24 protein-coding genes and 1 other annotated feature are annotated in these 23,755 nt (G+C 38.7%); of the genes, 19 read left to right on the top strand and 5 right to left on the bottom strand.

The annotated features are described in order from the left end of the window. Window positions 1-69: 69 nt before the first annotated feature. On the top strand, window positions 70-942 hold the full coding sequence (locus tag TZ94_RS05495) for a hypothetical protein (RefSeq protein ID WP_045615021.1): 873 nt from the start codon (window positions 70-72) through the stop codon (window positions 940-942). 101 nt (window positions 943-1,043) lie between these two features. After that, complete coding sequence (locus TZ94_RS05490; RefSeq protein WP_045615019.1) at window positions 1,044-1,370, top strand: hypothetical protein; 327 nt, start codon at window positions 1,044-1,046, stop codon at window positions 1,368-1,370. A 75-nt stretch (window positions 1,371-1,445) separates the two neighbouring features. Here the strand turns inward: TZ94_RS05490 and yidA are convergent, their stop codons facing one another. Together yidA and TZ94_RS05480 are read right to left on the bottom strand one after the other, a co-directional pair. After that, the gene (gene yidA, locus TZ94_RS05485) at window positions 1,446-2,252 is read right to left on the bottom strand and encodes a sugar-phosphatase (protein WP_045615018.1); all 807 of its coding nucleotides are present in this window, start codon (window positions 2,250-2,252) and stop codon (window positions 1,446-1,448) included. A 12-nt stretch (window positions 2,253-2,264) separates the two neighbouring features. Continuing rightward, complete coding sequence (locus TZ94_RS05480) at window positions 2,265-3,569, bottom strand: HD domain-containing protein (protein WP_045615016.1); 1,305 nt, start codon at window positions 3,567-3,569, stop codon at window positions 2,265-2,267. Between the two features lie 72 nt (window positions 3,570-3,641). Between TZ94_RS05480 and TZ94_RS05475 the strand changes: the two genes are divergently transcribed. Further along, window positions 3,642-4,019 carry a DUF1934 domain-containing protein gene (locus tag TZ94_RS05475; RefSeq protein ID WP_142321351.1) on the top strand — a complete coding sequence of 126 codons (378 nt, stop codon included), beginning with the start codon at window positions 3,642-3,644 and terminating at the stop codon, window positions 4,017-4,019. Between the two features lie 24 nt (window positions 4,020-4,043). On the opposite strand, the gene TZ94_RS05470 is transcribed toward TZ94_RS05475, so the two are convergent. Both TZ94_RS05470 and TZ94_RS05465 read right to left on the bottom strand, forming a co-directional pair. Further along, a complete protein-coding gene (locus TZ94_RS05470; RefSeq protein ID WP_045615014.1) occupies window positions 4,044-5,126 on the bottom strand; it encodes a DEAD/DEAH box helicase in 1,083 nt (360 codons plus the stop codon). Next, window positions 5,123-6,100, bottom strand: a complete 978-nt coding sequence (locus TZ94_RS05465; protein WP_045615012.1) for a Gfo/Idh/MocA family protein — start codon at window positions 6,098-6,100, stop codon at window positions 5,123-5,125. The genes TZ94_RS05470 and TZ94_RS05465 overlap by 4 nt, the downstream gene beginning before the upstream one ends. A 146-nt stretch (window positions 6,101-6,246) precedes the next feature. Here TZ94_RS05465 and TZ94_RS05460 point away from each other — a divergent pair, with 146 nt between their 5' ends. The 10 genes from TZ94_RS05460 to sdbB all read left to right on the top strand — a co-directional run bounded on the left by TZ94_RS05460 (window position 6,247) and on the right by sdbB (window position 13,770). Next, window positions 6,247-6,942, top strand: a complete 696-nt coding sequence (locus TZ94_RS05460) for a YoaK family protein (protein WP_045615010.1) — start codon at window positions 6,247-6,249, stop codon at window positions 6,940-6,942. Window positions 6,943-6,996: 54 nt separating this feature from the next. Next, window positions 6,997-7,083 (top strand) — a sequence feature (ribosomal protein L21 leader region). A gap of 41 nt (window positions 7,084-7,124) precedes the next feature. Then, on the top strand, window positions 7,125-7,439 hold the full coding sequence (gene rplU / locus TZ94_RS05455; protein ID WP_003002830.1) for a 50S ribosomal protein L21: 315 nt from the start codon (window positions 7,125-7,127) through the stop codon (window positions 7,437-7,439). A gap of 15 nt (window positions 7,440-7,454) precedes the next feature. Next, window positions 7,455-7,799 carry a ribosomal-processing cysteine protease Prp gene (locus tag TZ94_RS05450; protein ID WP_006149980.1) on the top strand — a complete coding sequence of 115 codons (345 nt, stop codon included), beginning with the start codon at window positions 7,455-7,457 and terminating at the stop codon, window positions 7,797-7,799. 16 nt (window positions 7,800-7,815) lie between these two features. Continuing rightward, window positions 7,816-8,109 carry a 50S ribosomal protein L27 gene (rpmA, locus tag TZ94_RS05445; RefSeq protein WP_006149998.1) on the top strand — a complete coding sequence of 98 codons (294 nt, stop codon included), beginning with the start codon at window positions 7,816-7,818 and terminating at the stop codon, window positions 8,107-8,109. A gap of 275 nt (window positions 8,110-8,384) precedes the next feature. Continuing rightward, window positions 8,385-9,644 carry a UDP-N-acetylglucosamine 1-carboxyvinyltransferase gene (locus TZ94_RS05440; RefSeq protein ID WP_045615005.1) on the top strand — a complete coding sequence of 420 codons (1,260 nt, stop codon included), beginning with the start codon at window positions 8,385-8,387 and terminating at the stop codon, window positions 9,642-9,644. Window positions 9,645-9,660: 16 nt separating this feature from the next. Continuing rightward, window positions 9,661-10,212: a GNAT family N-acetyltransferase gene (locus TZ94_RS05435; RefSeq protein WP_045615003.1), complete on the top strand. Its 552-nt coding sequence runs from the start codon at window positions 9,661-9,663 to the stop codon at window positions 10,210-10,212. Then, window positions 10,205-11,482 carry a CBS-HotDog domain-containing transcription factor SpxR gene (gene spxR / locus TZ94_RS05430; protein ID WP_045615002.1) on the top strand — a complete coding sequence of 426 codons (1,278 nt, stop codon included), beginning with the start codon at window positions 10,205-10,207 and terminating at the stop codon, window positions 11,480-11,482. Before TZ94_RS05435 ends, spxR begins: the two co-directional genes overlap by 8 nt. 15 nt (window positions 11,483-11,497) lie before the next feature. Continuing rightward, window positions 11,498-12,358 carry a methionyl aminopeptidase gene (locus TZ94_RS05425; protein ID WP_045615000.1) on the top strand — a complete coding sequence of 287 codons (861 nt, stop codon included), beginning with the start codon at window positions 11,498-11,500 and terminating at the stop codon, window positions 12,356-12,358. A gap of 128 nt (window positions 12,359-12,486) precedes the next feature. Then, window positions 12,487-13,194, top strand: coding sequence for a thiol-disulfide oxidoreductase-associated membrane protein CcdA2 (gene ccdA2, locus TZ94_RS05420; protein ID WP_045614998.1), 708 nt, complete (start codon window positions 12,487-12,489; stop codon window positions 13,192-13,194). A gap of 12 nt (window positions 13,195-13,206) precedes the next feature. Next, window positions 13,207-13,770, top strand: coding sequence for a thiol-disulfide oxidoreductase-associated lipoprotein SdbB (gene sdbB / locus TZ94_RS05415; RefSeq protein ID WP_045614996.1), 564 nt, complete (start codon window positions 13,207-13,209; stop codon window positions 13,768-13,770). 58 nt (window positions 13,771-13,828) lie between these two features. On the opposite strand, the gene TZ94_RS05410 is transcribed toward sdbB, so the two are convergent. Then, complete coding sequence (locus tag TZ94_RS05410) at window positions 13,829-14,815, bottom strand: L-lactate dehydrogenase (protein WP_045614994.1); 987 nt, start codon at window positions 14,813-14,815, stop codon at window positions 13,829-13,831. 195 nt (window positions 14,816-15,010) lie between these two features. On the opposite strand from TZ94_RS05410, the gene gyrA reads away from it, so the two are divergent. The 6 genes from gyrA to topA all read left to right on the top strand — a co-directional run bounded on the left by gyrA (window position 15,011) and on the right by topA (window position 23,750). Continuing rightward, window positions 15,011-17,479 (top strand): DNA gyrase subunit A, encoded by a 2,469-nt coding sequence (gene gyrA / locus TZ94_RS05405; protein ID WP_045614992.1) that lies wholly within the window; start codon window positions 15,011-15,013, stop codon window positions 17,477-17,479. Next, window positions 17,479-18,228, top strand: coding sequence for a class A sortase (locus TZ94_RS05400; RefSeq protein ID WP_045614991.1), 750 nt, complete (start codon window positions 17,479-17,481; stop codon window positions 18,226-18,228). The genes gyrA and TZ94_RS05400 overlap by 1 nt, the downstream gene beginning before the upstream one ends. A gap of 287 nt (window positions 18,229-18,515) precedes the next feature. Continuing rightward, window positions 18,516-19,592, top strand: a complete 1,077-nt coding sequence (locus TZ94_RS05395; protein ID WP_045614989.1) for an aspartate-semialdehyde dehydrogenase — start codon at window positions 18,516-18,518, stop codon at window positions 19,590-19,592. Window positions 19,593-19,643: 51 nt separating this feature from the next. After that, window positions 19,644-20,579: a 4-hydroxy-tetrahydrodipicolinate synthase gene (dapA, locus tag TZ94_RS05390; protein ID WP_045614988.1), complete on the top strand. Its 936-nt coding sequence runs from the start codon at window positions 19,644-19,646 to the stop codon at window positions 20,577-20,579. A 106-nt stretch (window positions 20,580-20,685) separates the two neighbouring features. After that, window positions 20,686-21,543 (top strand): DNA-processing protein DprA, encoded by an 858-nt coding sequence (gene dprA / locus TZ94_RS05385; protein ID WP_142321356.1) that lies wholly within the window; start codon window positions 20,686-20,688, stop codon window positions 21,541-21,543. 119 nt (window positions 21,544-21,662) lie between these two features. Further along, entirely contained in the window at window positions 21,663-23,750 is a 2,088-nt protein-coding gene (gene topA, locus TZ94_RS05380; RefSeq protein ID WP_045614986.1) for a type I DNA topoisomerase, read from the top strand. Window positions 23,751-23,755: the final 5 nt, after the last annotated feature.

Genomic DNA, 23,755 nt, shown 5'->3' with positions numbered 1-23,755 from the left:
TAAATATTGCCCCATTCATAAGATATCTATGGTGTGGTATAATGGACGTAGAATGTTTAGGAGAAAGAGATGAAAAAAGGCTTATTAATTGGCTGCTTATCCATAGTTATACTATTCGCAATATTCATAATACTTAGTCCTATTATTGCAATGATGGATATGTGGGGTCTATTTGCCCATGCTAGTCGGAATGAACTTGAGCAAGCTGTACATCGTTCTTATGAGAACTACGGCCTTACAGGGCAGTTTGAGTTAGAAGAATATGAAAAAAACTATACAAGCGTTGGAGGATTTGTAATCCATGGTACGTATAGTGAAAATATAGCTGGTAAAACCTATCAGGCTAAGACTCTTTTTAAATATTATACTCGTCCTTCAGAACTTAAAAATTATAAAAAAACAGATGCGGAAGTAGATTATAAACAAAACAAAAAAATCTATCAAACTTTTCCAGAATTAGCTTATTTAGGGATTGAAATAAGTCCAGGCACCAGTGAGTTTTTAAAAAAATTGGAGACTTCAATAACAGATCCTAAAATGACCAATTTGAAGTATGAAGGAATCAGTTTTCAATTTAACAGTAAAAATGGCAACATGTATCTTTATGATGAAATATTAGAGGAAAATCAAAGAAATGGACAAGCATTACAAGGGATGTATCCCATGGATGCTCAATATCTTTTTCAAAAAGATATTTTTATACCAGAATTTCAATTTCGTTATTACACTCCAGAAAACAAGAAAGATCAGTTATATGATGCTTATCTTAAAGACCTTGAATCACAAATGAAAGAGTTTTTTAACAATCAACCCTTACCAAGCGGTCTTTATGCTGTAAAGATTGATAAATATGAAGGGGATAAACTTGTCAATAATAGCGGTGGCTATTATGTGAAGATTGAGAATCGTCAAGTTGTAGCCTTTATCAAAGATATACAGTAGGAGTTATTATTCTAATGCTGTTTATAAAATCTTATAGCAATGATATGAGATTGAAGGTATAACATACAAACTGATAAAGAGTGAGTAAAGGAGTAAGGACTATGTTAGGCATTTATATTGATTCTATAGGGGATAAGTCAGCGACCTATAAGTTGTTAAGAAACTATTCATCCTTGCCTCTTTCTCTAATTCAATCAAGAATAAGAAATCATGATACAGTCATGGAAGTTGATATTCTAGATTTGGACGAATTAAAAAAATTAAGAGTCCTTATTCATGACTTGAGTGGCATTGGAACCATGGTTACTATGAAAGATTCGACTGGTGTTATCACCTTAAAAATATTAAATAATATTATTACCACCTATGAAGAGATTGCGGTTGAAAGAGAAGAATTAGACGCACTTATGTTTGATGAGGAAGAGTAATCCATAATTTAAAACACCCCAGAAGTTAGTTTTTTATTTCTAACTTCTGAGGTGCTTTTTTATATTCTAATAAATTTACAAGACCCAAGTACGAATCGCATGGGCAACGCCTGATTCATCATTTGTTTTGGTGATGTATTTGGCGATTTTTTTGAGTTCTGGATTTCCATTTTCCATAACAACTGGATTTTCAACGACTTCGAGCATGGCACGGTCATTTTCTTCATCCCCGATAGCCATAGTCTCATCTTTTGTTAATCCTAGTTTTTCAGCTAGATGTGTAATAGCTGAGCCCTTGTCTACACCTTTTTTGAGAAGTTCAAGGTAGAATGGTGCGGACTTATTGATAGAGTAACGTTCATAAAATTCCGCTGGGATTTTTTCAATAGCAGCATCGAGAATTTCAGGTTCATCGATGAACATACATTTGACGATTTCCTTGTCAGCCATTTCTTCAGGTGTACGGTAGAAAATCGGCATGCTGACAAGGGTTGATTCGTGTACGGTATATTTTCCGATATTGCGATTGGCAGTATAGATACCATCCTTAGTGATGGCATGCATATGGACTCCTAATTTACGACTGAGAAATTCCATATCTAGATAGTCTTCGTAGGACAAGGATTCACTGATAATCTCATGTCCTGTAGCAGTTTCCTGAACAAGAGCACCGTTGAATGTTACAACATAATCCCCCTCATCTCTTAATTTTAGTTCGTCAAGGAGTTTAGCAACACCAGCAATAGGACGACCTGTTGCAATCACAACCTTAACTCCAGCTTGTTTGGCATCTTGGATAGCTGCAAAGACTTCTGGCGTAATTTCTTTCTTGCTATTGACTAGGGTACCATCGATATCGACGGCGATTAGTTTAATACTCATAAATTTCCTCTGTTATTTCTTATCTGGAGTAAAATGATCATTCTCAATCAAATGTGAAAATTGTTGAATGGTAGAAGCAAAAATATTGTTTGGATTCAGCATTTCTTTAGGGAAGTAGAAACGGTTGTCACCATGACGACTTCCTGCAAGAGATTGAACGATAGGAGATAAGCTAGAAAGTTCGGCCAGCTCGCCATTTTTTTGGACGATTTCAATCTGTGTTCTTGGATTTTCAGACTCTGGTCGATAAATATCGTAAGGAAGGTCAAAATTCTTGTGGATAGCTGTGTAATAGTTGGGATCAAAACCAATTTCCTCTACTAAACCTCGCATGATTTCAAGTTGATTCTGGTCTTCATCAGAAAAAGTAATAGATTTAAAGACCTTCCGATTGATGAAACGTTGGGAAAGGTCAGCCAAAATCTTATCTGTACTTGTCATCCAGAGTTGGAAGTAAGTATTCATCACACCATCATCAAGCGCTAGATAGTCAGTCAAGCTAACATTTTTCTCAAAAAATGGCAGTAGATGAGGCGAAGTCAGAGCGAAGAATTCTTTATTTTCTGGATAGAGCTCTTTGGCTCGTTTCAAAAGATTTTGCAGAAGAACCTCCATGGCTCGTGTAGCTGGGTGGAAATAAACCTGCATATACATCTGGTAACGGCTGAGGACATAATCCTCGATAGCGTGCATTCCATTACGCTGAAAGGCGATACCATTTTCAACAGGACGAATGACACGAAGGATCCGTGTCAAATCAAACTGACCATAAAATGCACCGGTGAAGTAGGAGTCACGAAGGAGATAGTCCATGCGGTCCGCATCGATTTGACTTGAAATCAGTTGAACAACCTGTTTGTTGGGATAAGTGTGGTCGATAACGCTAGCAACCTTTTTAGGAAAGTCAGGAGCAACCTGCAAAAGAACCTGGTGAATCTCTGTATCAGGGTTTTGGATTATTTCCTGAGTAATTGCCTCATGGTCAGTATCAAAGAGATTCTCAAAAGTATGAGAGTAGGCACCATGTCCAAGGTCGTGGAGAAGTGCTGCAGTCATGGTCAAGAGAGACTCGTTGGGATCCCATTCTTCAGGGTATTTTTCCTCAAATATTTCAGTGATTTGACGAGCAATTTCATAGACACCCAAACAGTGAGAAAAACGACTATGCTCTCCACCATGGAAGGTATAGCTAGATGTCCCTAACTGTTTGATACGACGGAGCCGTTGAAATTCTTTGGTATTGATCAAGTCGTAAATGACCTGATTGTTGACATGGATATAGTTGTGAACAGGGTCACGAAATACTTTTTCATTCATAAGACCATTATAGCAAATTCCGTGGCTTTTTGGTAAAATAGTAGGGATAAGTGAGAAGAAAGAGGAACTCTTGTGAAGATTAGAATGAGAAATACTATCCAGTTCGATGAACAATTGGAAGTAATCGACCAACTTTATGATGTAGAACTACGTGAAAAGGGGGATTTTTTTTATCTCCTTTTCTACAATGAAGAGCAAGAAAAAGTTGTGATCAAGTTTCAGGAAGAAGAGCTCGTCATGACACGTTTCTCAAATCCCAAGACCATCATGCGTTTTCTGAAGGATTCCGATAGTTTGGCCTATATTCCAACACCCATGGGAATGCAGGAGTTTATCATTCAAACTAGCCACTATGAAGTTGGTGAAGAGAAAATTGAACTAGGCTATCAGTTGCAAAACAAAGAAGGAGTTCTATTTGCGGACTACCGTTTAGAAATTACTTGGGGATAAGAAAAAGGTTGGCGAAAGCCAACCTTATTTGATATAGAGTTCTTGATTTTTCAAGACGATCTCCCGTACACTTGCAAATTTCTTCAGTTTTTTGAGGTCTTCTGGATGGGTTACAAGAGTAATCACATAGCCTTCTTTGCCCATACGTCCAGTACGTCCAGCGCGGTGAGTGTAAGTTTCCATATCTCTAGGGACATCAAAGTTTACCACGCATTCCAGGCTATCAATGTCGATACCACGAGCTAGAAGGTCTGTCGCAAGAAGGAGTGTCAGTTGATTATCTTTGAATTTTTCTAAGATAACTTTTCTAAATTTAACGTTGACATCACTCGCAAGCGAAATAGCTAAAATATCTCGATACTGCAATTTTTCCTCAGCACTTCCAAGGTCTGACAAGCTGTTAAAGAAGACAAGTCCACGGAAATCATCGACATGTGCTAGCTTCCGAAGCATATCTACTCGGTGACGTTGGTCTACTTGCATGTAGAAGTGTTGAATATTGTCTAACTTTTGATCAGAGAGGTCAATGGTGCGCGTGTTAGCTGCAATCTTATCTTGGTCAAACTTGGTAGTGGCACTCATATAGATGAGTTGGTGGTCACGAGGAGCGTAGTGGGTAATCTTTTCAACAAAATGAATCTGTGAATCGTCAAGCAACTGATCAAATTCATCCAGAATGATAGTCTCTACATTCATCATTTTGATTTTTTTCAATTTGATGAGTTCAAAGATTCGACCAGGAGTTCCGATCAAGATTTCTGGTCCTTTTTTGAGACGTTCGATCTGACGTTTCTGGCTTGAACCTGAAAGGAATAGCTGAGCGGTTAAGCCGATAGCTTCGCCCCAAGTTTTGGTAACATCGAAAATTTGGCCAGCCAGTTCAGTGTTAGGAGCTAAAATCAACAGTTGCTGCGCTTTTTTCTTTTGGAGTTTTAAAAGACTTGGGAGTAGGTAAGCTAAGGTTTTTCCCGTTCCGGTTGGACTGACTCCAAGGAGGGTTTCTCCTTCTAAAATAGAATTAAACAGTTGTTCTTGAATGGGAGTGAATTCTTGGAAACCTAGTTGGTCAATCAATTTTTGCCATTCGTTTGGTAGTTTCGTTTTCATTTTTCTGCCTCAAATCTAATGCCAGCATCTTGTCGCATGGTATAAAGCACTTGATGAACATCTGTTGCATCGATGAGCCATTGCTGATAAAGTGTCTGGTCTGGTTGGTTAATCATATGTGCAAAAGCAGCGACTTCCTCTGTCATAGTGTGAGGTGCCTGCTGGATAGGAAGTTGAAGTTCATTTCCTTGATGGTCTATAAAAACAGCTGATTGGATATGCTCGATTGTATTGAGCGTCAAGGTGCCGTCAGTCGTATAAATCTCGCAAGGAAGGTTAGAAGTGATATTCTTTCCTGCTTTGATATGAACTTGATAGTCAGGATAGGAGAGGATACCGTCTCCGTTTAGATCAATACTGTTGTCTAGTTGCTGAGCTTGATAAGTTGCACGATTTGGCTTTCCAAATAAGCGAATGGCAGCATAGAGTGGGTAAATTCCTAAATCCATGAGAGCTCCGCCAGCAAAACGGTCTGAGAAAACATTAGGAGTATTGCCAGCAAGGAGTTCAGGCATCTTAGATGAATATTTAGCATAGTTAAAGTCTGCTCCTAAAACATGTTTGTCTGCAAGAAAGTCTTTGATTGTGGCAAAAGCATCTTCGTGGTAGTTTCTTGCTGCTTCAAAGATGAAACATTTATTATCTTTAGCCGTTTGAACTAATTCCTGCCATTCTTGTGGTTGAGTGACAGCTGGTTTTTCAAGGATAACATGTTTTCCAGCAGATAAAGCCATCTTTGCCTGACTAAAATGCAGGGAATTCGGACTAGCAATGTATACCACATCGAATGAATCATTCAAGAAATCATTTAGCTGATCAAATAGCTTAACGCCCTGATACTGTTCAACAAACTTTTTTGCGGTTTCTATTTTTCTTGAATAAACTGCACCCAGTTGAAATTTCCCGCTAGTATGGGCAGCCTCTAGAAAATGATGGCTGATTGAACTAGTTCCTATGATACCAAGTTTTAGCATAGTTACTCCTTTTCCACAAGTAATGATTGATTTCATTATATCATAGAAAGAGTCAACTAGCTTAAGAGAGGTAATTCTTTTGTTTTGAAGCTTCGAATTTTCATGGAAAAATGGTATAATAGTGATAGTAAAACTAGGAGTTTAGCATGAGATTATTACCTATGAGAAAAATTTCTCGTCATTCAAAAAGATTGGCGCTTTTTTTGACTTTTTGTGCAGGCTATGTAGATGCCTATACCTTTATTGTAAGAGGGAATACCTTAGTCGCTGGGCAAACGGGGAATGTGGTATTTTTATCAGTCGGAATCGTTCAGAGAAATTTAGCTGATGCTGAAATAAAGATATTGACACTTTTATCCTTCATGTTAGGCGTATTTTTGCTGACAATATACAAGGAGAAACTTCGCATTGTTAAAAAACCCATTATATCACTTATACCATTGGCCATTTTATCATTGATAATCGGCTTTATTCCATTGAGTGTAGATAACATGTTTATTGTTCCTCCTCTGGCTTTTTGTATGGGTCTCGTTACAACAGCTTTTGGAGAGGTTTCAGGGATAGCCTATAACAATGCCTTTATGACGGGAAATATCAAACGCACCATGTTGGCTTTTGGCGAATATGTTCGGACCAAGCATACAGCATTTTTGATGGAAGGATTGATTTTTGTGAGCCTACTAGTTAGTTTCATTCTAGGAGTAGTATTTTCAGCTTACTTAACGATTATCTTCAACGAAAAAACGATTTTAGGCGTCCCTATCATGATGAGTATTTTTTATCTAAGTATGCTTTTATCTTCTCTGCAAAAAAAGTACCAGAAAACACATCATTTTGATTGAAAATACTTGTCAAAAAATTAGAAACATGTTATACTTTTAGAGTTGACTATGCACATTCCTGTGCAACCGCACGAACATCGTTGCTTGATTTTCAAGTATAAGTGGTTCGTCCCACGATGCTAGGCGAGTCTTCACAAAAAATACGGGACGGGGAAACCCATAAAATTCATAGGAGGTGCATGATGAGCACATACGCAATTATCAAAACTGGCGGAAAACAAGTTAAAGTTGAAGTTGGTCAAGCTATCTACGTTGAAAAATTGAACGTTGAAGCTGGTCAAGAAGTTACTTTTAACGAAGTTGTTCTTGTTGGTGGTGAAAACACTGTTGTTGGAACTCCACTTGTTTCTGGAGCTACTGTTGTTGGAACTGTTGAAAAACAAGGAAAACAAAAGAAAGTTGTTACTTACAAGTACAAACCTAAAAAAGGTAGCCATCGTAAACAAGGTCACCGTCAACCATATACAAAAGTTGTCATCAACGCAATCAACGCTTAATTTTAAGGAGAACACATGATACAAGCAGTCTTTGAGAGAGCCGAAGATGGCGAGCTGAGGAGTGCGGAGATTACTGGACACGCCGAGAGTGGCGAATACGGCCTAGATGTCGTGTGTGCATCGGTTTCTACGCTTGCCATAAACTTCATCAATTCCATTGAGAAATTTGCAGGCTACGAACCAATCTTAGAATTAAACGAAGATGAAGGTGGTTATCTGATGGTTGAAATTCCAACTGATCTTCCTTCACACCAGAGAGAAATGACGCAGTTATTCTTCGAATCATTTTTCTTAGGTATGGCAAACTTATCGGAGAACTCTTCTGAGTTCGTCCAAACCAGAGTTATCACAGAAAACTAACACGGAGGAAAACATTATGTTAAAAATGACTCTTAGCAACTTGCAACTTTTCGCCCACAAAAAAGGTGGAGGTTCTACATCAAACGGACGCGATTCACAAGCTAAACGTCTTGGAGCTAAAGCAGCTGACGGACAAACTGTAACTGGTGGATCAATCCTTTACCGTCAACGTGGTACACACATCTATCCAGGTGTTAACGTTGGTCGTGGTGGAGACGATACTTTGTTCGCTAAAGTTGAAGGCGTAGTACGCTTTGAACGTAAAGGTCGCGATAAAAAACAAGTTTCTGTTTACCCAATCGCAAAATAAAAAGGTCCAGTGAACCTTTTTATCCCGAGCCTTGAAATAAAAAGGCGAGGATGCTGAAAGTAGCATTAAATAAGGCTTTCCGAGTTTTCGGGAAGCTTTTTTTATAAATAAAAAGCAGTGATAGACGAACTGATAAAATTTAACCTAAAACTAGTAGAAATTACTTGAGAGATTAGCAATATATTTCATTTATACTGATAGATAATAAGAAAGAAATATGGTATAATATAGGGTGAGACCTTATGAATAAATAGTGAAAGAGTATATAGTAATTAATGAAAAAAATTGTCATTAACGGTGGCCGTCCATTAAAGGGTGAGTTAACTATAAGCGGAGCAAAAAATAGTGTGGTAGCTCTGATTCCGGCTATTATTTTGTCAGATGATGTTGTTATCTTGGACTGTGTACCAGACATCTCAGACGTAGCCAGTTTAATTGAAATTATGGAAATCATGGGAGCTAGTGTTAAGCGCTATGATGACATTTTAGAAATTGATCCTCGTGGTGTTCAAAATAAACCAATGCCATATGGTAAGATTAATAGTCTTCGCGCATCCTATTATTTCTACGGTAGTCTGCTTGGACGTTTCGGTGAAGCAACAGTTGGTTTACCTGGTGGATGTGACTTAGGTCCTCGTCCGATTGATTTGCACTTAAAAGCCTTTGAAGCTATGGGAGCTAACACATCCTATGAGGGAGACAATATGAATCTCTCAACAAATGGTTCTAAATTGCAAGGTGCACACATCTATCTGGACACTGTCAGTGTCGGAGCAACTATTAATACGATGCTTGCAGCGGTAAAGGCTCAAGGTCGTACAGTCATTGAGAACGCTGCTCGAGAGCCTGAAATCATTGATGTGGCTACATTATTAAATAATATGGGAGCTCACATTCGTGGGGCTGGTACAGATATGATTACCATAGATGGAGTTGAGTCTTTACATGGAACTCGTCATCAAGTTATTCCTGATCGTATTGAAGCTGGTACATATATTTCAATGGCTGCTGCAGTTGGCCAAGGGATACGTATCAATAATGTACTCTATGAGCATTTAGAAGCTTTTATTGCTAAACTTGAAGAGATGGGAGTTCACATGACTGTTTCTGAAGACAGTATTTTTGTCGAAGAGCAAACAAATTTAAAGGCTGTTAATATCAAAACAGCACCATATCCGGGATTTGCTACAGATCTTCAACAGCCAATTACTCCTTTGCTATTAAAAGCAGAAGGTCGTGGAACATTGATTGATACAATTTATGAAAAACGTGTTAACCATGTTTTTGAATTAGCCAAAATGAATGCAGATATTTCAACTACAAACGACCACATCCTTTATAAGGGCGGAAATCCTTTACAGGGTGCAAAAGTTAAGGCGACAGACCTACGTGCTGGAGCCGCCTTGGTTATTGCTGGTTTAATGGCTGAAGGCAAAACAGAGATTACCAATGTTGAATTTATCCTTCGAGGCTACTCAAATATTATCGAAAAATTGCGTAATCTTGGAGCAGATATTGAGCTAATCGAAGATTAGTAATTTGAGGATAAGTATGAATATCTGGACAAAATTAGCAATGTTTTCTTTCTATGAGACGGAACGATTGTATTTCCGTCCATTCTTTTTTACGGACGTAGAAGACTTCCACCAGTTAGCTTCAGATCCTGAAAATCTCCAGTTTATTTTTCCAACGCAAGCAAGTATTGAAGAAAGCCAATATGCCCTTGCTAACTATTTCATGAAATCTCCATTGGGAATCTGGGCCATTTGTGATAAAAAAGAAGAAAAAATGATTGGAGCAATCAAGTTTGAGAAGTTGGATGAAATTAGGAAAGAAGCAGAAATTGGCTATTTTTTAAGGAAAGAATTTTGGTCTCAGGGATATATGACTGAAGCTGTTAGCAAATTGCGGGATTTATCCATGACCGAATTCGACATAAAGCAATTATTGATTGTGACGCATCTGGAAAATACTGCCAGCCAAAAGGTTGCACAAAAATCAGGCTTTGTTTTATCACGTCGTTTCAAAGGTAGCGATCGCTATACTCGTAAGATGCGAGATTATCTAGAATTTCGCTATACAAAAGGGGAACTAAATGAGTAAACACCAAGAAATATTAGCCTACTTGGAAGAATTACCAGTTGGAAAACGGGTCAGTGTTCGAAGTATATCCAATCGCCTGGGTGTTAGTGATGGTACGGCTTATCGTGCTATCAAAGAGGCTGAAAATAGAGGTTTAGTTGAAACACGTCCTCGAAGTGGGACTGTTCGTGTTAAGTCTAAAAAAGTTGCCATCGAAAAGCTAACATTTGCAGAAATTGCAGAAGTTACTGGTTCAGAAGTTTTAGCCGGACAAGCTGGTTTGAATAGAGAATTTAGTAAATTTTCCATCGGGGCGATGACTGAGAAAAATATACTTTCATACCTTCATGATGGTGGGTTAGTCATTGTTGGTGACCGAACACGTATCCAATTGTTGGCACTTGAAAATGAGAATGCTGTCTTGGTAACAGGTGGATTTGAAGTCCATAAAGATGTTTTGAATGCAGCTGATAAGAAGAATATTCCAGTATTACGAAGCAAGCATGATACATTTACAATAGCGACGATGATTAACCGTGCTTTGTCAAATGTTCAAATCAAAACCGATATTTTAACAGTTGAAAAGATTTATCGTACTAGTCATGAATATGGTTTTTTACAGGAAACAGATACTGTAAAGGATTATTTAGACTTGGTTCGAAAGAATAGATATAGTCGTTTCCCTGTCATCAATCAGCATCAGGTCGTTGTTGGGGTAGTCACCATGCGAGATGCAGGAGATAAATCTCCAGGAACAACCATTGATAAGGTTATGACTAGAACTGTCTACATGACTGGATTAGCAACAAATATCGCTAACGTTAGTCAGAGAATGATTGCTGAAGACTTTGAAATGGTACCCGTTGTGCGGAGCAATCAAACCTTACTTGGTGTCATTACTAGACGGGATGTTATGGAAAAAATGAGTCGCTCTCAGGTTTCAGCTCTACCAACATTTTCAGAACAGATTGGACAAAAGTTGTCTTATCATCATGATGAAGTTGTCATTACAGTAGAACCTTTCATGCTTGAGAAAAATGGTGTCCTTGCAAATGGTGTTCTTTCAGAAATCTTGACTCATATGACGCAAGACTTGGTCGTTAATAGTGGGCGTAACCTCATCATTGAACAAATGTTGATTTACTTCCTACAGGCTGTTCAGATTGATGATGTTCTACGTATTCAGGCTAGAATTATTCATCATACGAGACGATCGGCTATTATTGATTATGACATTTATCTCAATCACCAAATTGTATCAAAAGCAAATGTAACTGTAAAAATTAATTAGAATCTAGGAGAAAACATGATTACATTAAAATCAGCTAGAGAAATTGAAGCTATGGACAAGGCTGGTGATTTTCTTGCAAGCATCCATATTGGCTTGCGCGATATCATCAAACCAGGTGTAGATATGTGGGAAGTAGAAGAATATGTGCGTCGTCGTTGTAAAGAAGAAAATTTCCTTCCACTACAAATCGGTGTTGATGGGGCAATAATGGATTATCCTTATGCCACTTGCTGTTCACTCAATGACGAAGTAGCCCATGCTTTTCCACGCCACTATATTTTGAAGGAAGGCGATTTGCTGAAGGTTGATATGGTCCTTGGTGGGCCAATCGCTAAGTCTGACCTCAATGTTTCTAAACTCAATTTTAACAACGTTGAGCAGATGAAAAAATATACTCAAAACTTTACGGGCGGCTTGGCTGATTCTTGTTGGGCATACGCTGTTGGCAAACCGTCAGAAGAAGTTAAAAACTTAATGGACGTGACCAAAGAAGCTATGTACATCGGTATTGAAAAAGCTGTTGTAGGAAACCGTATTGGTGATATTGGAGCTGCCATTCAGGAATATGCTGAAAGTCGTGGATACGGTGTTGTTCGTGATCTTGTAGGCCACGGTGTTGGCCCAACCATGCACGAAGAGCCAATGGTTCCAAACTACGGTGTCGCAGGTCGTGGCCTTCGCCTTCGTGAAGGAATGGTCTTGACTATTGAACCTATGATTAATACAGGTGATTGGGAAATCGATACAGACATGAAAACAGGCTGGGCCCACAAAACTATCGACGGTGGTCTATCATGTCAGTATGAACACCAGTTTGTTATTACCAAGGATGGACCTGTAATCTTGACAAGTCAAGGTGAAGAAGGAACTTATTAATAAAAAAAGGGGAGCTGAGCTCCTTTTTTTATTCGTTAAAGTTGAAATTAAATTTACGTAGCAGATATCTTACAAACGTTTTCTTTTATAGTAAAATAAAAGATGACTATATGAAAGAAGGTTCTTAATTGGAAAGTATTATATTTTTTATCTCTGTGTTTTTAGCTGGTGTCTTGTCATTCTTTTCGCCCTGCATTTTCCCATTGTTACCAGTCTATGCAGGTGTTTTATTAGATGATCAAGAACAGTCAAAAACATTTCGTTTTTTAGGTAAAGAGGTTGCCTGGTCAGGATTAATTCGGACACTCTGTTTTATCGCAGGTATCTCTCTGATTTTCTTTATTCTAGGGTTTGGAGCAGGATTTCTCGGAAACTTACTCTATGCTGATTGGTTCCGTTATGTTATGGGTGGTATTATTATCATACTAGGCTTACATCAGATGGAAATCCTTCATTTACGAAAACTAGAGTTCCAAAAAACAGTAACGTTTAATCAAAAACAGTCTAGTAAATATCTATCAGCCTTTTTATTAGGTATCAGCTTCAGCTTTGGTTGGACTCCATGTATTGGTCCAGTTTTAAGCTCTGTTTTAGCACTGGCTGCCTCGGGAGGAAATGGAGCTCTTCAGGGGGCCTTATTAACCCTTATCTATACTCTTGGAATGGCGCTCCCATTTTTAGTATTGGCCTTGGCATCAGGTCTGATCATGCCTTATTTTAGTAGAATTAAATCTCACCTGCTCTTACTGAAAAGAATTGGTGGTTTACTGATTATTCTCATGGGAATTTTATTGATGTTGGGACAGTTAAATGTCTTATCTGGAATATTAGGATAAAAGGAGTTATTTATGAAAAAAATAATCTATTTTGGACTTAGTTTCTTATCTATCTTTCTTTTGATTGCTTGTGGCAAAGAAGAAAAAAAATCAAGTCAGCAAACTCAAACGACTCAAACACAACAGCAAGCAACTGTTAAACAGGTGGCTGTAGGAGCCGAAGCACCTGACTTTACCCTTCAATCGATGGATGGAAAAGAAGTCAAGCTATCTGATTTTAAAGGTAAAAAAGTTTATCTAAAATTCTGGGCCTCTTGGTGTGGACCTTGTAAAAAAAGTATGCCTGAATTAATGGAACTTGCTGCAAAAGAAGATCGTGATTTTGAAATTTTATCTGTTATTGCACCAGGTCTTCAAGGTGAAAAAACGATTGACCAATTTCCAAAATGGTTTGAGGACCAGGGCTATAAGGATATACCTGTCTTATATGACACTAAGGGAACAACCTTCCAAGCTTATCAAATTCGAAGTATCCCTACAGAGTATTTAATTGATTCACAGGGTAAAATTGCTAAGATTCAATTAGGGGCAATTAGTAACGCAGATGCTGAAGCAGCTTTTGCTCAGATGGATTAGCGAAATAAAAAATGTCTAGACTTAACTGTCTAGACATTTTTTTAAAAATCTAATTTAATTAGTTTTTAGAAGCCGCTTGGAATTCAGGGTTTTTCCATGCTTCGTCAATAATTTCTTGCAATTCACGAGCAGAAGCTTGCATTTTTTGTGTTTCAGCGTCGTTCAATGGGATGTTAACTGGGCGAACGATACCGTGTGCACCAACGATAGCTGGTTGACCGATAAAGACGTTTTCAACTCCGTATTGTCCTTCTTGGAAGACTGAAAGTGGAAGTACGGCATTTTCATCATCAAGGATAGCTTTTGTGATACGAGCAAGAGCAACTGCAATACCGTAGTATGTAGCACCTTTTTTATTGATGATTGAGTAAGCAGCGTCACGAACTGAGATGAAGAGTTCAACAAGGTCAGCTTCATTTAAGTCGCGGTTAGCTTGCAACCATTGCTCCAATTTAACACCGGCAACGTTAGCGTGTGACCAAACGGCAAATTCTGAGTCACCGTGCTCACCCATGATGTAGGCGTGAACTGAACGAGCATCAACGCCGATAGTTTCAGCAAGTGCTTGACGGAAACGAGCTGAGTCAAGTGAAGTACCTGAACCGATAACACGTTCTTTAGGGAATCCTGAGAATTTCCAAGTTGAGTAAGTCAAAATGTCAACTGGGTTAGCAGCAACAAGGAAGATACCGTCAAAACCAGACGCAACAACTTGTTCAACGATTGATTTGTTGATAGCAAGGTTTTTACCAACAAGGTCAAGACGAGTTTCACCTGGTTTTTGTGGAGCACCAGCAGTGATAACTACAAGGTCCGCATCCGCACAGTCTTCATACTTAGCAGCATAAATTTTCTTAGGCGAAGTAAAAGCAAGCGCGTGGCTAAGGTCTTCAGCATCACCAACTGCTTTTTCAAACAATTGAGGAATTTCAATGATACCAAGTTCTTGAGCAATACCTTGGTTAACAAGAGCGAAAGCGTAAGATGAACCTACGGCACCGTCACCAACGAGGATAACTTTTTTGTGTTGTTTAGTAACTGTCATTTGTCTAAACATCTCCTTTGTTTTATTCAGGGGGATTCCCCATTTGATTTCATTCTATCACTTTTGCTAAGCTTTGTCACGGATATACCTTCGGGATAAATATGTAAACGTTTTAGGTATGTTCAGAGACTGAAAATTAGGTTAAACTATGGTATAATATATTTACTTACTAATAGTGAAACGAGGCATTTTTTAATGCAAGATAAAAATCTAGTGAATGTCAATCTGACAAAGGAGATGAAGACTAGCTTTATCGACTACGCCATGAGTGTAATCGTATCGCGTGCTCTTCCTGATGTTCGTGATGGGTTGAAACCTGTTCATCGTCGTATTTTGTACGGAATGAATGAATTAGGAGTTACGCCTGATAAACCTCATAAGAAATCTGCCCGTATTACAGGGGACGTAATGGGTAAATACCACCCACACGGGGATTCATCTATCTATGAAGCTATGGTTCGTATGGCTCAATGGTGGAGCTACCGCTACATGCTTGTAGATGGGCACGGTAACTTTGGTTCTATGGACGGTGATGGCGCTGCCGCGCAACGTTATACCGAAGCACGTATGAGTAAGATTGCTCTTGAAATGCTTCGCGATATCAATAAAAATACCGTTGATTTTGTTGATAACTATGATGCCAACGAGCGTGAACCGGTTGTTTTACCAGCTCGTTTCCCAAATCTATTGGTCAATGGTGCAACAGGTATTGCCGTTGGTATGGCGACCAATATTCCACCTCATAATTTGGGTGAAACCATTGATGCTGTTAAACTCGTCATGGATAATCCTGAAGTTACAACCAAAGATTTGATGGAAGTTTTGCCTGGTCCAGACTTCCCAACTGGTGCCCTAGTTATGGGTAAATCAGGTATTCATAAGGCGTATGAGACTGGTAAGGGATCTATTGTTCTTCGTTCTCGTACGGAAATTGAAGAAACTAAAACGGGTCGCGAACGTATCGTTGTTACTGAATTTCCATATATGGTCAACAAAACCAAAGTACATGAACATATTGTGCGCTTAGTTCAGGAAAAACGTATCGAGGGAATTACTGCTGTTCGTGATGAATCTAACCGTGAAGGTGTTCGCTTTGTTATTGAAGTTAGACGCGACGCATCAGCTAATGTTATTTTGAACAACTTATTCAAGATGACTCAGATGCAGACTAGCTTTGGTTTTAACATGCTTGCTATCCAAAATGGTGTTCCAAAGATTTTATCGCTTCGCCAAATCTTGGATGCATACATTGAGCACCAAAAAGAAGTTGTGACTCGTCGTACTCAATTTGATAAAGAGAAAGCCGAAGCACGTGCACATATCTTGGAAGGTTTGCTGATTGCACTAGACCACATCGACGAAGTTATTCGTATTATCCGTGCCAGTGAAACTGATGAAGAGGCTCAAGCAGAATTGATGAGCAAGTTCAAGCTTTCTGAACGTCAAAGTCAAGCAATCCTAGACATGCGTCTCCGTCGTTTGACAGGTTTGGAACGTGATAAGATTCAGTCAGAGTATGACGAATTGATTGCTTTGATTTCTGATTTAACTGATATTCTTGCAAAACCAGAACGCGTAGCACAAATCATCAAAGAAGAATTGGATGAAGTCAAACGGAAGTTTGGAGATAAACGCCGTACTGAGTTGATGGTTGGTGAAGTCTTGACACTTGAAGATGAAGACTTGATTGAAGAGTCTGATGTTCTCATCACTTTATCAAATAAAGGTTACATTAAACGTTTGGACCAAGACGAGTTCACCGCTCAAAAACGTGGTGGACGTGGTGTTCAAGGTACTGGTGTTAAGGATGATGACTTTGTCAGGGAGTTGGTTTCTACCAGCACCCATGATCACTTGCTCTTCTTTACCAACAAAGGTCGTGTCTATCGTTTGAAAGGTTATGAAATCCCAGAATATGGTCGTACAGCCAAGGGATTACCTGTAGTGAACCTCTTGAAACTGGATGAAGGAGAAAGTATCCAAACCATTATTAACGTCGAATCAGAACGAAGTGATGATGCATACATCTTCTTTACGACTCGAGCAGGTATTGTTAAGAGAACTAGCGTAAAAGAATTTGCTAATATTCGTCAAAATGGTCTAAAAGCCTTGAATTTGAAAGATGAGGACGAATTGATTAATGTTCTTCTGACTCAAGAAGATACTGATATCATCATTGGTACTAAATTGGGATATGCAGTTCGTTTCAATCAATCATCCGTTCGTAGCATGAGTCGTAGTGCTACAGGTGTTAAAGGAGTAAATCTTCGTGAAGGTGATGCTGTAGTTGGTGCTAGAGTGATTACCGATCAAGATGAAGTTCTTATCATTACTGAAAAAGGATACGGTAAGCGTACAGTTGCCACTGAATATCCAACTAAAGGTCGTGCTGGTAAAGGTATGAAAACCGCTAATATTACTGATAAAAACGGTCAACTTGCTGGCCTACTCACAGTAAAAGGTGACGAAGACTTGATGGTCATCACAGACACTGGTGTTATGATTCGAACAAATGTTGCCAATATTTCACAAACTGGACGCTCTACTATGGGAGTAAAAGTAATGCGTCTAGATGAAAATGCTAAAATTGTAACCTTTACAACAGTTGCAGCAGCAGAGAAGGAAGAAGTTGAGGCAGAACACGAAACAGAAAGTGAAGAATAATGTCTCAAAAAAGAAGAAAAAGTAAAAAGAATAAGCGTAAGAATCTGCTGATTAATATTTTGGCGGGCTTTCTAATCCTTTTGTCTCTAGCCTTGATTTTTAATTCGAAGATACGTGATATTTTTATGATTTTTAATACTAATAAGTATCAGGTTAGTCAAGTAACGAAGGAAAATATTGAGAAGAATCAAGAAACAGAAGGAAATTTTGACTTCAACTCTGTCAAAGCACTTTCATCAGAGGCAGTGCTTTCAGCTCAATGGAATTCTCAGCAACTTCCGGTAATCGGAGGTATTGCAATTCCAGAGCTTGAAATGAATCTACCAATATTTAAGGGACTCGATAATGTTAACCTCTTTTATGGTGCTGGGACAATGAAAGCCAATCAGGTAATGGGGGAAGGGAACTATTCTCTAGCTAGTCACCGTATATTTACTGGTAATAATGCAGACAAGAAATTATTTTCACCTCTAGCTCGAGCTGAGAGAGGGATGAAAATTTATCTAACAGATAAAGAAAAAGTCTATACGTATGAGATAGATGAAGTTAAAATTGTTACTCCTGACCGAGTAGATTTAATTGAGGATCGTGAGGGGATTAATGAAATCACCCTAGTGACCTGTGAAGATGCTAATGCAGCTGAAAGAATTATTGTTAAAGGACATTGGACTGAGACAAAATCTTATTCAGATACTCCATCAAATATTTTAGATGCTTTTAATAAACCATATAAACAATTTTATGAATAGTAGAAGAGGTTGGGACAAAAGATCCCGACCTCACTTTTTATTAGCAATCAAACTTTGACGCGGTAGTTGATTGAACTTTTTGTTTGTCTTTTAGACTCCAAAAAGCTTCTAATCATCCTCGCAGGGCTGAGACTACGAAATCGAGACTTTGTCTATCGATTTCTGTCCCACCGCCTTTTCTTGTCAATTTCAGAAAATAGATAAGGTAAAGACTTTTCAATTTTTCTAAAAAGTAGTATAATGTTTCTATTATAGAAATTTTTAGAAAATTCCGAAAGAGGTTTGTTATGGGATACACAGTTGCTGTTGTCGGCGCTACAGGTGCCGTTGGTGCTCAAATGATCAAAATGTTGGAAGAATCAACTCTTCCTATCGATAAGATTCGTTACCTTGCGTCTGCACGTTCTGCAGGAAAGGTCTTGCAATTCAAAGGTCAAGATGTGACCATTGAAGAAACAACAGAAGACGCTTTTGAAGGGGTTGATATTGCTCTTTTCTCAGCTGGTGGATCAACTTCTGCAAAATACGCACCTTATGCTGTTAAAGCAGGCGCAGTCGTCGTAGATAACACTTCTTATTTCCGTCAAAATCCAGATGTACCATTGGTAGTACCTGAGGTCAATGCTCATGCTCTTGATGCTCATAATGGAATCATCTCTTGTCCTAACTGTTCAACTATTCAAATGATGGTTGCTCTTGAGCCCGTTCGTCAAAAATGGGGATTGGACCGTATTATTGTTTCAACTTATCAAGCAGTTTCAGGTGCTGGTATGGGAGCAATTCTCGAAACTCAACGTGAGCTTCGTGAAGTCTTAAATGATGGAGTTAACCCACGTGATGTTAAAGCAGAAATCTTACCTTCAGGTGGAGATAAGAAACACTATCCAATCGCCTTCAACGCTCTTCCACAAATTGATGTCTTCACATATAATGACTACACATACGAAGAAATGAAGATGACAAACGAGACTAAGAAAATTATGGAAGACGATAGCATTGCTGTTTCAGCAACTTGCGTACGTATTCCAGTTTTGTCAGCTCACTCTGAGTCTGTTTATATTGAAACAAAAGAAGTAGCCCCAATCGAAGAAGTGAAAGCTGCTATTGCTGCCTTCCCAGGTGCCGTCCTTGAAGACGATGTTGCTCACCAAATCTATCCTCAAGCTGTTAATGCTGTAGGTTCACGTGATACATTCGTTGGACGTATCCGCAAAGACCTGGATGCAGAAAAAGGAATCCATATGTGGGTGGTTTCTGATAACCTCCTTAAAGGTGCCGCTTGGAACTCAGTTCAAATAGCAGAAACACTTCACGAACGTGGTTTGGTTCGCCCAACAGCTGAATTAAAATTTGAATTGAAATAACATGTAGGAGTTCTTTTGAACTCCTTCTTTAAAATAGAGAGGAATTATTGTATGTCTTATCAAGATTTAAAAGATTGTAAAATTATTACAGCTTTTATTACTCCTTTTCATGAAGATGGCTCTATCAATTTCGAAGCGATTCCAAATTTAATTGAACACTTATTGGCCCATCATACAGATGGAATTCTCTTAGCAGGTACGACTGCTGAGAGTCCAACCCTAACACACGATGAGGAATTGCAGTTGTTCGCAGCTGTACAAAAGGTTGTTAACGGCCGTGTTCCTTTAATTGCGGGTGTTGGTACAAATGACACACGTGACTCTATCGAGTTCGTCAAAGAAGTAGCTGAGTTTGGTGGTTTTGCAGCTGGTCTTGCGATTGTTCCTTACTACAATAAACCATCCCAAGAAGGTATGTACCAACACTTTAAAGCCATTGCAGACGCATCTGATTTGCCTATTATTATTTATAACATTCCAGGTCGTGTGGTTGTTGAAATGACTCCAGATACCTTGCTTCGTTTGGCGGAACATCCAAATATCATCGGTGTCAAAGAATGTACTAGTCTTGCCAATATGGCCTATTTGATTGAGCACAAGCCAGAAGAATTTTTGGTATACACTGGTGAAGATGGAGATGCTTTCCATGCTATGAATCTTGGTGCCGACGGTGTTATTTCTGTTGCTTCTCATACGAATGGTGATGAAATGCATGAAATGTTCACTGCGATTGAAGAAAGTGATATGAAGAAGGCGGCAGCGATTCAACGTAAATTTATTCCTAAAGTCAATGCTCTCTTCTCTTATCCAAGTCCTGCACCTGTCAAGGCAGTACTCAACTATATGGGATTTGCAGCTGGTCCGACTCGATTGCCGTTGGTTCCTACGCCTGAAGAGGATGCAAAACGCATTATCAAGGTAGTTATTGATGGGGATTACGAAGCAACCAAGGCAACTGTCACAGGAGTCCTTCGCCCTGATTACTAAGATAAGCAAAAAATTGAAACTTCCTAAACAAGTCAAATTGTTTGGAAGTTTTTTTCTTTTTCTACGAATAGTTAAATAGAGAGAGAAAAAGGAGTCGATCATGAAAATTAAGATTGATAATTTTGAGATTTATAAGTTAAAGCAAGCAGGATTAAGTAATCAGCAAGTACTAAAAGTTCTTCAATATGGAGAAATTTACGATCAGGAATTGAGTTTAGAGACTATAGCAGAAGCCTCAGAGTGTCGCAATCCAGTAATCTTTATGGAACGGTATCATAAACTGACTTTTGAAAGCATGGAACGATTAAAGAAAGATTTTGAAAAGTTCCCATCATTTTCGATTCTGGATGATGTTTATCCCATTTCGCTTAGTGAAATTTACGATGCACCTGTATTGCTTTTTTATAAAGGAGATTTAAATCTCTTAAAATTACCAAAGATAGCAGTTGTGGGGAGTCGCTCTTGTAGTCAAACCGGAACTAAATCAGTTCGGAAAGTCATCGAAGAACTGGAGAATGAATTAGTTGTGGTAAGCGGACTTGCTAGAGGAATCGACACAGCAGCCCATATGTCAATTCTTCAAACTGGTGGCAAAACGATTGCAGTGATCGGGACTGGTTTAGACGTCTATTATCCCCGCTCCAATAAACGTCTTCAAGAATACATTGGAGACAATCATATAATACTAAGTGAGTACGGACCAGGGGAAGAACCCTTGAAATTTCACTTTCCTGCCAGAAACCGCATTATTGCAGGATTGTGTCGAGGAATTATCGTTGCAGAAGCTAAAATGAGATCTGGTAGCTTAATCACTTGTGAGCGTGCTATGGAGGAAGGTAGAGATGTCTTTGCGATTCCAGGTTCCATTTTAGATGGACGCTCAGACGGCTGTCATCATTTGATCCAAGAAGGAGCAAAACTAGCAACATGTGGGCAGGATATTCTCGCTGAGTTTGAGTTTTAGACATAGAATCATTTCATTTAGCAAACTTTTCTTCTATTGTATGGGTGTTAAGTCTTGACAGGTTTTTAAAAATGGTTTACACTTTATAAAGTTTAATTACTTTGAAAAGGTGTGATACTGTGGCTACGGCAACAAAGAAGAAAAAATCAACAGTTAAAAAAAATCTAGTAATCGTGGAGTCGCCTGCAAAGGCTAAAACGATTGAAAAATACCTGGGTAGAAATTATAAGGTTTTAGCCAGTGTTGGTCATATTCGTGATTTGAAAAAATCCAGTATGTCAGTCGATGTGGAAAATAATTACGAACCTCAATACATCAATATTCGTGGGAAAGGTCCTCTCATCAATGATTTGAAAAAAGAAGCTAAAAAAGCCAATAAAGTCTTTCTCGCAAGTGACCCGGACCGCGAAGGAGAAGCAATTTCTTGGCATTTAGCTCATATTCTCAATCTTGATGAAAATGATGCTAACCGTGTTGTTTTCAACGAGATTACCAAGGATGCGGTAAAAAATGCCTTTAAAGAACCTCGTAAAATCAATATGGATTTGGTCGATGCCCAACAGGCCCGTCGTGTTTTGGACCGTTTAGTAGGGTATTCAATTTCACCAATTCTTTGGAAAAAAGTAAAAAAAGGCTTATCGGCAGGACGTGTTCAGTCTGTTGCTTTAAAGCTAATCATTGATCGCGAAAATGAAATCAATTCCTTCCAACCAGAAGAATATTGGACGATTGATGGTGTCTTTAAAAAAGGTACCAAGCAATTCCAAGCTTCTTTTTATGGAATGAATGGCAAGAAGATGAAGTTGACTACCAATGATGAAGTCAAAAAAGTTTTATCTCATTTGAACAGCAAGGATTTTACAGTTGATCAAGTAGATAAAAAGGAAAGAAAGCGCAATGCTCCTCTTCCATATACAACGTCTTCTATGCAGATGGATGCTGCTAACAAGATTAACTTCCGTACTCGTAAGACTATGATGGTTGCTCAACAGCTCTATGAGGGAATTAATATCGGTACAGGTGTCCAAGGTTTGATTACCTATATGCGTACGGATTCTACTCGTATCAGTCCAGTTGCTCAGAATGAAGCTGCTAGCTACATCAATGAACGTTTTGGTAGTAAGTATTCTAAACATGGTAGCAAGGTGAAAAATGCCTCTGGCGCTCAAGACGCCCACGAAGCTATTCGTCCTTCAAGTGTCTTTAATACTCCTGAAAAAATTGCTAAGTATTTGGATAAAGACCAGCTTAAACTTTATACCCTCATCTGGAACCGCTTTGTGGCTAGTCAGATGACTGGTGCGATTTTCGATACTATGGCTGTTAAACTTTCACAAAATGGAGTTCAATTTGCTGCTAATGGTAGCCAAGTTAAGTTTGATGGTTATTTGGCGATTTATAACGATTCTGATAAGAATAAGATGCTTCCAGATATGAAAGTAGGAGATGTGGTCAAACAGGTCAATAGCAAACCTGAACAACATTTCACACAACCTCCTGCACGATATTCAGAAGCAACATTGATTAAAACTTTGGAAGAAAACGGAGTTGGTCGCCCATCTACCTATGCTCCAACCATTGAAACAATTCAAAAACGTTACTATGTAAGACTCGCATCTAAACGCTTTGAACCGACTGATTTAGGACAAGTCGTTAACAAGCTGATTGTCGAATACTTCCCTGACATTGTTAATGTGAAATTTACTGCTGAAATGGAAGGCAAGCTAGATGATGTCGAAGTCGGAAAAGAAGAGTGGCAACGGGTTATTGATGAGTTTTACAAACCATTCTCTAAAGAGGTTGCAAAAGCTGAAGCAGAGATGGAAAAAATTCAAATCAAGGATGAGCCAGCTGGATTTGACTGTGAAGTTTGTGGCAGTCCTATGGTGATTAAGATTGGACGCTTCGGTAAGTTTTACGCATGTAGCAATTTCCCTGATTGCCGACATACACAAGCCATTGTCAAAGAAGTCGGTGTTACATGTCCAAATTGTCATCAAGGGCAAATCATCGAACGCAAAACCAAACGTAATCGTATTTTCTATGGATGTAATCGTTATCCAGAATGTGAGTTTACCTCTTGGGATAAACCTGTCGGACGTGATTGTCCTAAATGTGGTCACTTCCTCATGGAGAAAAAAATCCGTGGTGGTGGGAAACAAATTGTATGTAGCAATGGTGACTACGAAGAAGAAAAGATTAAATAAAAATA

The sequence above is a fragment of the Streptococcus infantis genome, from assembly GCF_000960085.1.
GTDB classification, from domain to species: Bacteria; Bacillota; Bacilli; order Lactobacillales; family Streptococcaceae; genus Streptococcus; species Streptococcus infantis_C.
Note: the sequence above shows the minus strand (reverse complement) of the source record. Positions and strands in the feature narration are given on the sequence as shown.

What these genes read in the sequence shown, in the direction of transcription:
- spxR (WP_045615002.1), top strand. Translation starts at nt 10,205, where the DNA reads ATGAGTAAACACCAAGAAATATTAGCCTACTTGGAAGAATTACCAGTT.
- TZ94_RS05410 (WP_045614994.1), bottom strand. Translation starts at nt 14,815, where the DNA reads ATGACAGTTACTAAACAACACAAAAAAGTTATCCTCGTTGGTGACGGT.
- TZ94_RS05490 (WP_045615019.1), top strand. Translation starts at nt 1,044, where the DNA reads ATGTTAGGCATTTATATTGATTCTATAGGGGATAAGTCAGCGACCTAT.
- gyrA (WP_045614992.1), top strand. Translation starts at nt 15,011, where the DNA reads ATGCAAGATAAAAATCTAGTGAATGTCAATCTGACAAAGGAGATGAAG.
- TZ94_RS05440 (WP_045615005.1), top strand. Translation starts at nt 8,385, where the DNA reads ATGAAAAAAATTGTCATTAACGGTGGCCGTCCATTAAAGGGTGAGTTA.
- yidA (WP_045615018.1), bottom strand. Translation starts at nt 2,252, where the DNA reads ATGAGTATTAAACTAATCGCCGTCGATATCGATGGTACCCTAGTCAAT.
- dapA (WP_045614988.1), top strand. Translation starts at nt 19,644, where the DNA reads ATGTCTTATCAAGATTTAAAAGATTGTAAAATTATTACAGCTTTTATT.
- rpmA (WP_006149998.1), top strand. Translation starts at nt 7,816, where the DNA reads ATGTTAAAAATGACTCTTAGCAACTTGCAACTTTTCGCCCACAAAAAA.
- sdbB (WP_045614996.1), top strand. Translation starts at nt 13,207, where the DNA reads ATGAAAAAAATAATCTATTTTGGACTTAGTTTCTTATCTATCTTTCTT.
- TZ94_RS05395 (WP_045614989.1), top strand. Translation starts at nt 18,516, where the DNA reads ATGGGATACACAGTTGCTGTTGTCGGCGCTACAGGTGCCGTTGGTGCT.
- TZ94_RS05480 (WP_045615016.1), bottom strand. Translation starts at nt 3,569, where the DNA reads ATGAATGAAAAAGTATTTCGTGACCCTGTTCACAACTATATCCATGTC.
- TZ94_RS05460 (WP_045615010.1), top strand. Translation starts at nt 6,247, where the DNA reads ATGAGATTATTACCTATGAGAAAAATTTCTCGTCATTCAAAAAGATTG.
- rplU (WP_003002830.1), top strand. Translation starts at nt 7,125, where the DNA reads ATGAGCACATACGCAATTATCAAAACTGGCGGAAAACAAGTTAAAGTT.
- TZ94_RS05435 (WP_045615003.1), top strand. Translation starts at nt 9,661, where the DNA reads ATGAATATCTGGACAAAATTAGCAATGTTTTCTTTCTATGAGACGGAA.
- TZ94_RS05465 (WP_045615012.1), bottom strand. Translation starts at nt 6,100, where the DNA reads ATGCTAAAACTTGGTATCATAGGAACTAGTTCAATCAGCCATCATTTT.
- TZ94_RS05400 (WP_045614991.1), top strand. Translation starts at nt 17,479, where the DNA reads ATGTCTCAAAAAAGAAGAAAAAGTAAAAAGAATAAGCGTAAGAATCTG.
- TZ94_RS05495 (WP_045615021.1), top strand. Translation starts at nt 70, where the DNA reads ATGAAAAAAGGCTTATTAATTGGCTGCTTATCCATAGTTATACTATTC.
- TZ94_RS05470 (WP_045615014.1), bottom strand. Translation starts at nt 5,126, where the DNA reads ATGAAAACGAAACTACCAAACGAATGGCAAAAATTGATTGACCAACTA.
- TZ94_RS05450 (WP_006149980.1), top strand. Translation starts at nt 7,455, where the DNA reads ATGATACAAGCAGTCTTTGAGAGAGCCGAAGATGGCGAGCTGAGGAGT.
- TZ94_RS05425 (WP_045615000.1), top strand. Translation starts at nt 11,498, where the DNA reads ATGATTACATTAAAATCAGCTAGAGAAATTGAAGCTATGGACAAGGCT.